General features: G+C 63.6%; 8 protein-coding genes. 5 read left to right on the top strand and 3 right to left on the bottom strand.

The window, feature by feature from the left end; genetic code table 11:
• The first annotated feature begins 39 nt into the window (after positions 1-39).
• Both KIT10_13485 and KIT10_13480 read left to right on the top strand, forming a co-directional pair.
• On the top strand, positions 40-3,474 hold the full coding sequence (locus KIT10_13485) for a T9SS type A sorting domain-containing protein (protein MCW5900274.1): 3,435 nt from the start codon (positions 40-42) through the stop codon (positions 3,472-3,474).
• Between the two features lie 152 nt (positions 3,475-3,626).
• Complete coding sequence (locus KIT10_13480; GenBank protein MCW5900273.1) at positions 3,627-5,243, top strand: DUF4139 domain-containing protein; 1,617 nt, start codon at positions 3,627-3,629, stop codon at positions 5,241-5,243.
• A 37-nt stretch (positions 5,244-5,280) separates the two neighbouring features.
• Here the strand turns inward: KIT10_13480 and KIT10_13475 are convergent, their stop codons facing one another.
• Entirely contained in the window at positions 5,281-6,354 is a 1,074-nt protein-coding gene (locus KIT10_13475) for an acyl-CoA desaturase (protein ID MCW5900272.1), read from the bottom strand.
• A gap of 93 nt (positions 6,355-6,447) precedes the next feature.
• On the opposite strand from KIT10_13475, the gene KIT10_13470 reads away from it, so the two are divergent.
• From KIT10_13470 to KIT10_13460, 3 genes are all read left to right on the top strand, one after another.
• On the top strand, positions 6,448-6,951 hold the full coding sequence (locus KIT10_13470) for a GNAT family N-acetyltransferase (protein ID MCW5900271.1): 504 nt from the start codon (positions 6,448-6,450) through the stop codon (positions 6,949-6,951).
• A 158-nt stretch (positions 6,952-7,109) separates the two neighbouring features.
• A complete protein-coding gene (locus tag KIT10_13465) occupies positions 7,110-7,493 on the top strand; it encodes an RNA-binding protein (GenBank protein MCW5900270.1) in 384 nt (127 codons plus the stop codon).
• A 152-nt stretch (positions 7,494-7,645) separates the two neighbouring features.
• Complete coding sequence (locus tag KIT10_13460; GenBank protein MCW5900269.1) at positions 7,646-10,150, top strand: outer membrane beta-barrel protein; 2,505 nt, start codon at positions 7,646-7,648, stop codon at positions 10,148-10,150.
• A 3-nt stretch (positions 10,151-10,153) separates the two neighbouring features.
• Here the strand turns inward: KIT10_13460 and KIT10_13455 are convergent, their stop codons facing one another.
• Together KIT10_13455 and KIT10_13450 are read right to left on the bottom strand one after the other, a co-directional pair.
• On the bottom strand, positions 10,154-11,125 hold the full coding sequence (locus tag KIT10_13455) for an HmuY family protein (GenBank protein ID MCW5900268.1): 972 nt from the start codon (positions 11,123-11,125) through the stop codon (positions 10,154-10,156).
• Positions 11,122-13,377 (bottom strand): TonB-dependent receptor, encoded by a 2,256-nt coding sequence (locus KIT10_13450; protein MCW5900267.1) that lies wholly within the window; start codon positions 13,375-13,377, stop codon positions 11,122-11,124. Before KIT10_13450 ends, KIT10_13455 begins: the two co-directional genes overlap by 4 nt.
• Positions 13,378-13,401 lie beyond the last annotated feature (24 nt).

The following is a 13,401-nucleotide window of genomic DNA, read 5'->3' as shown; positions in this document are numbered from 1 at the left end:
ACCATTTGTCGCGGAATCGGCGCTATCTACTACCTGTCATTGGAAGGCGTCACTTGTGGCATTTCCTATACCCTCAGCTACGACGTCACACCGCCCGTCTTTGCCATCAACCCGCCAGCTGGAACCGGAAGCGGCAATGCTCCGACCATCGACCTGGAAGCTTCGACCGTCACGGGTCAGGTGAACTTCGAGTTCAACCCGACCAATGCTTATTACAGGATCGAACATCCAGGCGGTCCTTTGGTGCTGAACCTCCAGGCCGAACACGCTGGTGCCACGGTCCAGAACTACAATGTCCGCTTGCGAAACTCAGCCACAGCACTCTTGAGCACGATCATCCTGAGTGCGGGTGGGAATTCCACACCATTGCCCGGACAAGCCGATTTCGGTGCACGTGCGGCCGCGATATACTACATAGAGGTTGACGGTTCTCCATGTGGTATGTCGTTCAGCATACTGTGCAACGATGACGATGAGGACGGCGTGTGCAATGCGAGCGACCTCTGCCCCGGAACGCCCGGCGGTGAAGGCGTGAACAGCGACGGCTGCGCATGTTCGCAACTGACGGTGGACGACGGCGACCCCTGCACGCTGGACGAGTGCACCAACGGCATCGTGAGCAACACCTTCCAGGACGCCGACAACGATGGCACCTGCGACTTCCTCGATGGCTGCCCCAACGATCCGAACAAGATCGCGCCGGGCCAGTGCGGCTGCGGTGTGCCGGATACGGATACCGATGGTGATGGCACGGCCGATTGCATCGATGGCTGTCCGAACGACCCGGACAAGACCGCGCCTGGCATCTGCGGATGCGGTGTGAGCGATGTGGACAGCGATGGTGACGGCGTAGCGGATTGCATCGATGGCTGCCCGAACGACCCGGACAAGATCATACCCGGCATTTGCGGCTGCGGCGTGGCTGATACCGACACCGACAACGACGGCACACCGGACTGCAACGACCTGTGCCCGAACGATCCCAACAAGACCGAGCCCGGCATCTGCGGATGCGGCGTGAGTGATGCGGACAGCGATGGTGACGGCGTAGCGGATTGCATTGATGGCTGCCCGAACGATCCCAACAAGACCGAGCCTGGCATCTGCGGATGCGGTGTGAGCGATGTGGACAGCGATGGTGATGGTGTGGCCGATTGCAATGATGGCTGCCCGAACGACCCGGACAAGACCGAGCCCGGCATCTGCGGATGCGGTGCAAGCGATGTGGACACCGATGGTGACGGTGTGGCCGATTGCAACGACCCCTGCCCGCTGCTGGCCGGCCTGCAACCCGGTGATGCCTGCGACGATGGCAACGCCAATACCATCAACGACACGGTGAACGCCAACTGCCTCTGCGTGGGCGTGCTGCCCGATGAGGATTGCGCCGGCGTTCCCGGCGGACCTGCCCAGCCAGGCACCGCTTGCGACGATGGCGATGATTGCACGATCAATGACGTGTACGACGCCAATTGCGATTGCGCCGGCACCTTCCAGGACAGCGATGGCGACGGGGTTTGCGACGCGGACGACGGCTGCCCGAACGACCCCGACAAGACCGCGCCTGGCATCTGTGGATGCGGGGTGAGCGATGTGGACTCCGACGGTGACGGCACGGCCGATTGCAACGATGGCTGCCCGAACGACCCGGACAAGACCGCACCTGGTGATTGCGGCTGCGGAAATCCCGAACCAGGCGCCACCTGCAATGACGGTGATGAGAACACGGAGAACGATGTGATCACCGCAGGATGTGAATGCGCCGGCACGCCCATCGAGCCCGAGTTCGACTGCCCGTTGCTGGAAGCCAACATCGGTGATGCCTGCGACGACCTGGACGAGAACACCGAGAACGACACCGTCAACGCCGACTGCGATTGCGTGGGCACACCCATCGAACCCGAGTTCGACTGCCCGCTGCTGGAAGCCAACATCGGTGATGCCTGCGACGACCTGGACGAGAACACCGAAAACGACACCGTCAACGCCGACTGCGATTGCGTGGGCACACCCATCGAACCCGAGTTCGACTGCCCGTTGCTGGAGGCCAACATCGGTGATGTGTGCGACGCCGGCCCCGGTTACATCAATGGCGTGGTGACCGAAGCGTGCGATTGCGTGGGCGAGCCCACCGACTGCATCCATGATCTGGTGATCGACTTCGCCACCGATGCCAATGGCGGCCAGATCTCCTGGAGCATCAGCCCGCTCGGTGGTGGTTCACCGGTGTGCAGCGGCAGCGGACTGCCCAGCAGCCAGCCCAGCGTGCTCGAAGCCTGCTGCCTGCCCGATGGCTGCTACCGCTTGGTGGTGACCGACGCCGGTGGTGATGGCATCGCCGGCGGTGGCTACATCCTGCGCACCCTCGCAGGCGACCGCATCATCGACAGCCGCGACAACGGCGCTTTCGGAAGTGGGAGCGCTCTGGCCCCCGGTGAAGGATTCTGCCTGCCCATGGGCACCGACCGCCCCATCGCCAGCAGCTGCGACCGCAACTACTGGGTGAGTGGACAATACCTGGTGGCCGCTGAGAACGCCATCGTGAGCGATGAGTGGCAAGTGGGCGACCAGACCGACGACGGATACGAGTTCTGGTTCTTCGACCCCCATGGCAGCCTCAGCTTCCGCAAGCTGCGCAACCACGCCACCAGCGATGGGTACAACAATGTGGGCGCCACACGTGCATGCCACATCAAGCTGAACAACTGGGCCGCCGCCAACCATTTGCAGGACCTCGTCCTCTACAACGTCCGCATCCGCAGCGTGGTCAATGGGGTCTATGCCGCATACGGCCCAGCCTGCCGCATGACCCTCGACCCGGTGACGGCCGCCTGCCCGCCCGCCAAGCTCAACGATGTGGTGGGCCACCCCAACTTCAGCTGTGGTGTCACCCGCACATGGGGTGGCCCCAACCAGGCGGCCAACAGGCTCTTCGCCATGGCCATCGCCGGTGCCAACCTCTACGAGTGGGAATTCACCAACCTGCCGGGCGATGCGTCTTACCTGGCCGTGTTGCAGACCACCACCGTGCAGCGCCACCTGAACTGGGCCAGCCAGCCGGCCATGCAGCCCGGTGTCACCTACAACGTGCGTGTCCGTGCCCGCAAGAACATCAGTGGCGTGCCCACTTGGTGCACCTGGGGCGAGTACTGCACGGTGACCATCAGCGCTGGCGCCGCTCCCGGCAACGAGAACATGCTCCTCGACGAAACCAACGAAGCCCAGCTCACGATCTGGCCCAACCCCAACAACGGCCAGCAGCTCTGGATCGCGATGGATGAAGTGACCACCGCCACCGTGGCGATCGACCTCTTCGACCTGAGCGGACAGCGTGTGATGGCCCAGGAGCTACCTGCCCAAGGCGGACAACTTTTCACCATGCTCCAACTGGATGGCCTCGCCCCTGGCACCTACCTGGTGGCGATCACCGCTGGTGATGAGCGGCAAGTGAAGCGCCTGGTGGTGCAGCGGTGAGCGATCACCGCGTCAATTCGAACGAGGGCCGCTCCCTCCCGGATCCAGGTCCGGGATGGGGCGGCCCTCGGCATTGAACCCAAGGACGTGTCGCGTGTACGGGCACTTCGTACCAGCGGCACCTTTCCTTTGTCCCCTGGAACAGCACCAACATGCGCACGATCATCCTCCCCCTGTTGCTCATCGCTTCCACCACTTTGGCCAGCGAGAAGAACGTCACCAGCAAGCTTACCGAGGCCAAGGTCTTCCTCAGCGGCGCACAGGTGACACGCACCGCCAGCACCACGGTCCCCGCTGGCACCAGCACGCTGGTCTTCGCCGGACTGCCGCAGGGGATCGACCCGCAGAGCATCCAGGTCACCGGCAAGGGCGGCTACAACATCCTCAGTGTGAACCACAGGATGAACTACCTCACGGAAAGCCCGAAGAAGAAGGAGATCGAGGAATTGCAGTCGCGGATCAAGAAGTTGGAGAAGGACCAGGCGCAGGAGAAGGCCTTGCATGACGTATGGACCAACGAGGAGCAGCTGCTCAACAAGAACAGCGCGATCGGTGGGCAGCAGAACGGGATCACGGCGGCACAGCTGACCGCGGTGAACGACTACGTGCGCGAACGGATGAAGGCGGTGAAGAGCGGGCAGTTGGCCCAACAGGAAAAGATGAACACGATCAATGAGGAGTTGCTGAAGCATCGTCAGCAGTTGCAGCAGTTGCAGGCCCAGGCGCCACGGCCCACCAGCGAAGTGGTGGTGGAGATCAGCAGCGCGGCGGAAGTGAACGCCAGCTTCACGATCACCTGCTTCGTGGGCAACGCCGGCTGGGTGCCGGCCTACGACCTGCGCGCCAAAGCCGTGGGACAGCCCATCGAGTTGTTGATGAAGGCCCAGGTGGTGAACAACACCGGTGAGGATTGGAACAAGGTCGCCTTGAGTCTCAGCAGCGGCAACCCCACCTTGGGCGGGGTGATGCCGCAACTGCTGCCCTGGACGCTCTGGCGGCCCAGACCGATGGCGACGCAGACCCTCACACGCACCAGTGCCGCGCGCAAGGAAGCGATGGATGCCGACGACTACCGCGGCATGGCGCCATCCGCAGGGGAACAGGTCATGCTGGAAGAGCGGGAGGCGACCACCATGGTGGCCAACGCCTTGGAATTCCGCACCACCACGCTCGAGTACATCATCGAAACGCCTTTCACCATCCCCAGTGATGGCAAGGCGCATACGGTGGGTGTGCGCAGCCACGACATTCCCGCCAACTACAAGCACTATGCGACACCCAAGCTGGACAAGGACGCCTTCCTCTATGCGCGCACCACGGGCTGGGAGGACCTTGGGCTGCTGCCCGGTGAGGCCAACGTGTTCTTCGAGGGCACCTACGTGGGCAAGAGCTATCTGGACCTGGACCAGCCGCGTGATACCATGGACATCTCCCTGGGCCGCGACAAGGGCGTGGTGGTGGAGCGTGTGCGCCGCAAGACAACGGACCAGAAGGCGGTGGTGGGCGGCAAACGAACCGTCACCATCGGTTGGGACCTCACCGTGCGCAACACCAAGTCGATCTCCGTGGACCTGGAGGTGCGCGATCAGCATCCATTGAGCCCGCAGAGCGAGATCGAGGTGAAGCTGGAAGACAAGGGCGGCGCCACGGTGGACGCGCAGAAGGGCTTCCTCTCCTGGGACATCAACCTGGCCGCACGGGAAACCCGCAAGCTGGGCTTCAGCTACAGCGTGAAGCACCCCAAGGACACGCCGGTGGTGCTGGAGTGATCCCCGGCGGCGGCGGCCAGCTTCCGATGCCAAGGGCTCAAGCCCTGCCCACCTGCCGCAGATGACGCAGATGCGACCACAGCGCGCTGCGCATGGTGGGGAACTCCCGGTATGGCACGTTGAACTCGGCACAGACCAGGCGCAACCGCTTGTTCAACTCGGGATAGTGCACGTGGCTGATACGCGGGAAAAGATGATGCTCCACCTGGAAGTTGAGCCCGCCGAAGAGCCAGTTCCACACCTTGTTGCGCGTGGCGAAGTTCACCGTGGTGCTCACCTGATGGATGGCCCACTCGCTCTCGATGGCATGTCCTTCCTCGGCAGGATGATGGAAGTCCGTGCCCTCCACCACGTGCGCCAGTTGGAACACCACGCTGATCACCACGCCCGCGACGAAGACCATCACGCCATAGCCGGCCAGTGTTGGGAGCACGCCCACCAGGACCATGGGCAGCACCAGGAACAGGCCGATGTAGAACAGCTTGGAGGCCCAGAACAGGATGTGTTCCTTCAGGTCCATGGGCTTCAAGGGGGTCTCCTCCGCGATGCGGCCGGTGAAGTACTTGCGCAGGTCGTTGTAAAAGATCCAGAACAGGTAGGTGGTGCCGTAGAGCACAGGGCCGTAGATGTGCTGGAAGCGGTGGTACCACCGGCGCTCCTGGCCGGGATGCACCCGGATCCAGGGCTTGATGTCGATGTCGTCGTCGTGCCCCTCCACGTTGGTGAAGGTGTGGTGGTTCACATTGTGCTTCAGCTTCCAGATGTACACGTTGCCGCCGAGGAAGTTGAGGCTGTGGGCCATGGTCTCGTTCACCCACTTGCGGCGGCTGTAGCTGCCATGGGCCCCATCGTGCATCACATTGAAGCCGATGCTGGCCACCACCAGTCCCATCACGGCGCATAGGCCCAGGGCCAGCCATGTGGAGGCCGGTGTGAAGAAGACGAGGACCACGTAAAGGGCCACCAGCGCCGCGCCGAGCACGGCGGTCTTGGTATAGAGGCGCAGGTCGCCGGTCTTGCGGTTGCCGGTCTCCTTGAAGTAGGCCTCGGTGACCTCTCGCAGGCGTTGGAAAAAGAGCGGAGCGGTCCTGGCGAAAACGGGTTGTGACATGTCGTTGGGAAAAGCGGTATGGACCAAAGGTAGGTGCCCGGGTAACCAGCGACGGCCCGGCTTCGTCAAGTGGGCCACAAGGCCCCATTGTCCATGTCCCCCATCGCCACCACCGAACGGCTCCATCTCCGCGAGATGACGCCGGATGACGCCGATCACGCATTCCTGCTGAACAGCGACCCTGAAGTGGTCCGGTACACGGGCGATGGCCCATTCGCGTCGGTGGAGGAAGCCCGTGCCTTCCTGGCCGCCTACCCGGACTACCGCCGGCATGGGTTCGGCCGCTGGGCCATGATGCGCACCGCCGATGACGCCTGGCTGGGGTGGTGCGGCCTGAAGCGGCTTGAGGACGGAACTGTGGACCTGGGCTACCGGCTGCTGCGCGAACACTGGGGCCGGGGCTACGCCACCGAAGCGGCTCAAGCCAGCTTGGAACTGGGCTTCGGGCAATTCGGCCTGGAAACCATCGTCGGCCGCGTGGCACAGGGGAACATCGCCTCCATCCGGGTGCTGGAAAAGCTGGGCATGCGGTACTGGAAGACCGACGTTTGCGACCACGATCCCGAGGCGCTGATCTACCGGATCGACCGGCCCTGACCCGCTACCACGGCCCGATCCCGAACACCCGGCCGGGGGCCACGGGTATTGCCGGGATCGGGAATAGACCTACTTTCGTCTCGCCCAACGGCCGGGGCGTTCTTTGGCGAGACCTCCGCGGCACAGGCGATCACGAACAAAAACAGTCAGTAGAACTCATGAACATTTACGTCGCCAACGTGCCTTACTCAGTGAAGGACCAGGACCTCCGCGAACTTTTCGAGCCGTATGGGGAGGTCACTTCGGCCAAGATCATCATGGACAAGGTCACCAACCGGAGCCGCGGATTCGGTTTCGTGGAGATGTCCGATGACAACGCCGGCCGTACGGCCATCGAGGCCACCAACGGCAAGAATTTCCACGGCCGCGACCTGGTCGTGAACGAGGCACGCCCACGCACCGAGGGCGACCGCCCCTTCCGTGGCGGTGGTGGTGGCGATCGTGGCGGTTTCCGCAACGATCGCGGTGGAGGAGACCGTGGCGGATACCGCGAAGACCGCGGCGATCGCCGTGGCGGTGGATTCCGCAACGAGGACTACTGAGCACATCCCGCACAAGTATGGAAGCCCCTGCCCACCGGCGGGGGCTTTCTCTTGGGGGGTGTTAAAAAACGTCACGCGACCGAACGCTTCCAAGGTCCGGAGGGCGTATGTCCGCCCGGGGGAATACCGCCCCGGTACCTTTGCCACCCGACATGCGCCTCGCTATCCCGGCCCTGCGATGGGCCTTCACCCCCATCCTCTTCCTTCCCACCTGCCTGCAACTCCTGGCGCAACGCCCCGGCGGCGGCGCTCCACCCACCATCGGCAAGGTCTATGGCAGGGTGCTGGACGCCAGCACGCGCAAACCTGCGGAGTTCGCCACGATCGCCGTGTTTCTGCAGCGCAACGACAGCCTGCTGGGTGGAACCATCGTGCGGCCGAACGGCGAGTTCAGCGTGGAGAAATTGCCCCTGGCCCCCCTGCGGGTGGAAGTGAGCTTCATCGGGTACAAGAAGCTCTCCTCCGAAGTGACCCTTACGCGCGACCAAATGGAAGCCGACCTGGGCAACCTGCTGCTGGAGCCCGACGCCGAACTCCTCCAGGAAGTGGAGATCACGGGCCGCAGCAGCCAAGTGGTGATGAAGGTGGACCGCCGCGTGTTCAATGTGGAGCGCGACCTCACCACGCGGGGAGGATCGGGCGTGGACGTGATGAAGAACATCCCCGGCCTGAACGTGGACGTGGAAGGGAACGTGGAATTGCGCGGCAGTTCACCACAGATCCTGGTGGACGGCCGGCCCAGTGCCCTGTCATTGGACCAGATCCCTGCAGAGGACATCGAGCGCGTGGAGATCATCACAAACCCTTCGGTGATCTTCGATGCGGGCACCACAGGCGGCATCATCAACGTGGTGCTGAAGAAGAATGACAAGCCCGGCTACTTCGGCCAGGTCCAGGGCGGCATCGGCACCAACGACCGTTACCAGCTGCAAGGCAACCTCAATGTGAAGGAAGGCCGCTGGGGGCTGAGCGTCGGCTACAACTACAACACTTCCACCAATGCCACCGATGGCCGCACCAACCGGGTGGACCTGGTGGACGGGGTGCCTGTGAGCATCTTCCGGCAGGACGCGGAGAACAACAGCAACTGGACCATGCGGGGCGGCCGCGTCGGCATCGACTGGGACCAGAGCAACCGCAACACGATCAGCCTGGCCACCAATGTGCAGATGCGGAACATGGGCGGCGACGAGACCCAGATCTTCAGTACCTCCACGCCAGAGGGCGAACCGCTCTCCCGCGGCGATCAGTTCAATGTGAACGACACGCGGAACATGAGCCTGAACAACCAGTTGCTCTTCCGCCGCAAGAGCCCGAAACAGGGGAGGGAATGGACCGCGGACCTGAACCACAGTTATTGGCAGCGTGAGAGCATCTCAGCATTCACCACGCGCAGCTTCGGCACCGATGGCGACCCATTGGTATGGAGCCCGCGCACCCAGGAGAACTCCGGCGGTGCCGGCTACAACCGCTGGCGCGCCCAGTTCGATGCGGTGGACCCCATCGACGACGACAACAAGATCGAATGGGGCTTCATGGGCAGCTACACGCTGGACAACACCTGGCTCAACGTGTACCTCACCTCCCCGCTCATCGGCGAGTCGGTGGTGGACACCTCGCAGAGCAACGACTACCTCATCACCGACATCGTCAACGCCGCGTACTTCAACTGGTCGCGCAAGCTGAACGAACGTTGGGCGCTGCAGGCGGGCATCCGTTTCGAACAGACCTGGTTCGAGGCCGAACTGCGCGGCAAAGGCAGCTTCCTGGGCTACAAGTACCCCGATGGCACCGACGACCTGGACAAGACCTTCTTCCCGGCCCTGTACCTCGTTCGCCGCTGGGAGAACAGTTCCCGTGAGTTCCAGGTCAACTTCTCTCGCAAGATCCGCAGGCCGCGCTTCTGGCAGATCATGCCCTTCATCCAGATCGCCGACAGCCGCAACATCCGCATCGGCAACCCCGCGCTGGCACCGGAGCTGGTGAACATGGCCGAACTGAACCACCTGCTCCCGCTCCAGAACGGCAAGGGCTCCTGGCTCAGTTCACTCTATGGCCGTTACATCCAGGACATCATCAGCCATGTGGCCTATCCGCTGGAAAGCGACCCCGACATCCTGGTGAACAGCTGGGACAACGGCCGTAACGCCTTCGAGTATGGCTGGGAGAACACCCTGCGTGTGGAACCCGTGAAGAAGCTGGTGACGACCCTGAGCGGCACACTCCAGTACGTCACCGTGGAATTGGGCGGCCTGATGCCGGTGCGCAACAGTGGTGTGGTGTGGGACGCCAAGCTGATGGTGAGCTACGAGATGCCGAAGGACCTGGTTCTGCAGCTGAACGGCGAGTACCGCGCCCCGGGCATCATCCCGCAGGGCACGCGCATCAGCAACTACGGTGTGGACGTCTCGCTGTCGAAGGAGTTCAGCAAGCGGCTCAGCGCGGTGCTCTCGGTGAATGACGTCTTCTTCACGCGCCGTTGGGGCTATGCCTACGACACGCCCACCTTCATCCAGGACGACTTCCGCCGCCGCGAGATGCGCTTCGTGCGTTTCACCGCCACGTGGAAATTCGGCGAGCGCGACGCCTCCTTCTTCCGGCGCAGGCCCCAGCGCACCGAGCCCAGTTTGCGCGGCGGTGGCGGCATGGAGGAATGATCCTCACAGGGCCTGCACGGCGAAAAGCGGACAACCGGCCTGGCCGCTGGTGCCATAGTAGTCCAGGAAGCGCAGCTTGAAGAAGCGGCCATCGGACACTTGCAGGATGTACACCCGGCGGGCATCCACTTCGTATCGGCCGGCATCGAAGTCGTACTCCTTCCAGTCGTAGCCGATGATGTCGCGGCGGCGCAGGAAGGGATGACCGAGCGTATCAGCGAGCTCCACCGTGGCGAAGTCGGCGTCCGGCAGCCGCAGTACGCGTGTATGGGCACCATCGATGAACGCCCCTACCACCAGGTAGGGCAGATCGTCCTCGGCGAAGAAGTGCGTGTAGCGGGTGAGCACGATGTGCCACTGGCCGTTGGAAGGAGCCACTTGCAGCGCGCCCTGCCCGAAAGCGAAATGGGTCCAATGGCGTTGCGGGTCCTTGGGCACGGAAACGATCACAGCGTCGCTGCCGTCGGCCTGGGCCAATTCCAGCGTGTAGGCCGATGCACTTACCTCGACCGGCCGGATGCGGCGATGACCGATGGGGTTTCCCTGCGCATCGTAGCCCATGTCGATGACGATCAAAGGGCGCGTGTTGCGCCAGTCGCCGATGGCCGTGCTGTCCGGGTGGCCGCTTGCAGCATCGAACCGGCCCTGGAGCGCGGTCTGCTGCACGTCCACCGCCGCATCGATCACCGGCAGGCCCGTATCCCACGCCAGCATCAACCGCCCGCCATTGAGCATGATGCGCCAACCCTCCGGACCGCCCTCGAAGGCGAGGTCCCAGGCCATGAGGGTGTTCTCGCGCACGGCCTCCCCGCTGCCCAGGTCCACCCAGTACTGCATCTGGTAGCCCTGCCCCATGCAGAAACGCACTTCGCGCGCATCGCCGCGCGGGTAGGCCGGTACGGGCAGCTCCTCCTTGATGCAGGCGCTGAGCATCGCCATGCAAGCGATCGCCAGGGTGATCCGCGCGGCGCTCATGCTGCCTTCTTATTGAGATCCAGTTCAAGCCGCAGGAACCAGGTGCGGCCCGTGGTCATGGGTACGCTGTTGCCACCCACCGCGTGCACACCTCCGGCGATGGCGGCTTCCACGTTGCGCACGTCGAGCAGGTCCTTGCATCCGCCGGAGAGCAGCATGCGCTTGCCCAGGATCCGCTTGCCCAGGGTGGCGTCGGCCAAATGGAACGGCGCGATGAAGCCTCGTGCGAGTTCCGTGTCGGACAACTGCACGTAGTTGGCCAATTCGCCCTGGTAATTCCAGAACAGCGATGCGGTCCATCCACTGCGCATCCAATGGCGGGTAATGGAGGCGCGCACCTCGGGCGACCAGAGCCAGGGCTCATCCCTTTCCGCGGCGAGCGCATCATACCTGCCGGTCAGCCCGCCGCCGATGGAGGCGATCCAATGGCCGTTGTCCCAACTGGCGCCGAGCGTGCCGCCCGCAGTGCGGAGGTCGCCCACGTTCACATAGCTGAAGCGCGCGCCGCTGACCTGCGCCAGGGTGATCAGGTCGCTGATGCGGTTGTGGAACAGACCCACCTCACTGAGGTAGACGACCTTCTCCCTGGCGTGGCGATAGGTGAGTCCTCCGGCGAAGTTGTGCGAACGCTCGGCGCGCAGGTCGGGGTTGCCCGTAATGTCGTGGTTCACGTCCACGAAAAAGAAGAAGAGTTCCTTCAGGCTGGGTGCACGGAAACCCCGGGCATAGGAGGCGCGCATCGTGAAACGGTCATCCATGCGCCAGCGCAGGTTGAGCGAGGGTATCAATGGGGCTCCGTAGCGCGTGTTGTAGGCGTAGCGGAGCCCTGGCCTGAGGGTCAGCTGGTCCGATGGCCGGTACTCCATGCTGGCGAAGGCCGCGAGGTCGCCGATGTTCCGCACCCCCTCATCGATGCGGTCGCCGGACCCGGATTCCAAGTTGATGTCGATGCCCGCTTCATAGCTGACACGTCCGCTGTCCGGCGCGGCGCTGAGGACCGCGCGCACGTTGGTGAGCGTGAAGCGCGAGGTATCCTGCATGCCGGCGATGTCCGCGAGCTGCTCGCCCAGTGTGGTAAGGTCGCGGAACCAAGTGTTGCGGGTGCGAATGAAGCGGTTGTGCGCGGCCAGCGCGTTGATGCGGCGGCCTTTTGACAGGCGACCTTCGGCGAAGACGGCATTGTCCAGCCGCAGGGTGAGGTACCGCTCATCAAAGGCGGTCTCGAAATACGGTGCTCTGGGCATGCCCCGGTTGACGATGCGGTCGTGCATGGCCTCGCCCTTGTAGCCGATGCTCCAGCGCTGCCCGTTCCAGCGGTGGCCCAAACGTGCGAAGAACTGCTCGCGGGGTTTCCATTGCTGGAAGCGGTTCGTGTCGGCCGGTGCGGGCGAGAGATCGGGGAAGCCGCCCTGTCCGGGATCCCAACCTCCGAAGAAGTTGCGCCCTGCGGTGATCGCCAGTTCGTTGTCGCGGTACTGCCGCGTGGCGGTGACGGTGGTGTTCAACCTGCCGATGTGCTCGGCATGGGTCACCGCCTTCAGTGTGGCGGGCACAGCTCCTCCGCGCTTGGTGATGAGGTTGATGGTGCCCGCCAGCGCGTTCGTGCCGTAACTCACGCTCAGCGGTCCTTCGATGATCTCGGCGCGCTCGATGCCCGTGAGGTCCAGTTGCGCGAGATCGATGTTGCCGTCCAGCCTGCCGATGACCGGCACGCCATCGATGAGGATCTTCACGTTCTCCCCCCCGAGGCCCTGCATGCTCATGGAGGTGCCCAGGATGTTGTCCTGCCGCAGACGGATGTTCAGTTCGTTGCGAAGCCCTTCGGCCAAATTGTTCGCGGCCATGCGTTGGAAACGTGCGGCATCGATCACGCGCACCTTGTGCACGGCACGCTCCGGGGTGTTCGGCGCGTATTGCCCGGTCACCACCAGCTCGTTCAGCGAGAACAGCGCACGCTCCAGGTCACAGATGACCGGGGCCAATGTGTACAACGTGTCCTGCCGGGCCTGATAGCCCAGGAAGCTCACACGCAGCGCCACGCCTTGGCGCATCATGTCGTCATGCAGGGGCAGGCTCGCATTTCCATCCGGGCCGCTCACCGCCATCGCCCCCGGACCACCGCCAAGGGGCTGCCAGGCGATGTGGGCGTAAGGGATACCCGTACCTGTTCCGGCCTCACGCACCCGCACCTCCACCTGCGCCGCCAGCGGAAGGGTCAGCGACACGTGGATGATGGTCAGTGCACGAAGCATCGCGGGTACGGTACGGTCCGTGCA

The organism is Flavobacteriales bacterium (assembly GCA_026129465.1).
In the GTDB taxonomy this organism is placed as follows: Bacteria; Bacteroidota; Bacteroidia; order Flavobacteriales_F; family PHOS-HE28; genus PHOS-HE28.
This window is presented reverse-complemented; position numbering and strand designations above follow the sequence as displayed.

Bases quoted from the DNA above. Each gene is read 5' to 3' on its own strand.
- KIT10_13465 (MCW5900270.1), top strand. From the start codon at position 7,110: ATGAACATTTACGTCGCCAACGTGCCTTACTCAGTGAAGGACCAGGAC.
- KIT10_13460 (MCW5900269.1), top strand. From the start codon at position 7,646: ATGCGCCTCGCTATCCCGGCCCTGCGATGGGCCTTCACCCCCATCCTC.
- KIT10_13475 (MCW5900272.1), bottom strand. From the start codon at position 6,354: ATGTCACAACCCGTTTTCGCCAGGACCGCTCCGCTCTTTTTCCAACGC.
- KIT10_13455 (MCW5900268.1), bottom strand. From the start codon at position 11,125: ATGAGCGCCGCGCGGATCACCCTGGCGATCGCTTGCATGGCGATGCTC.
- KIT10_13470 (MCW5900271.1), top strand. From the start codon at position 6,448: ATGTCCCCCATCGCCACCACCGAACGGCTCCATCTCCGCGAGATGACG.
- KIT10_13450 (MCW5900267.1), bottom strand. From the start codon at position 13,377: ATGCTTCGTGCACTGACCATCATCCACGTGTCGCTGACCCTTCCGCTG.
- KIT10_13480 (MCW5900273.1), top strand. From the start codon at position 3,627: ATGCGCACGATCATCCTCCCCCTGTTGCTCATCGCTTCCACCACTTTG.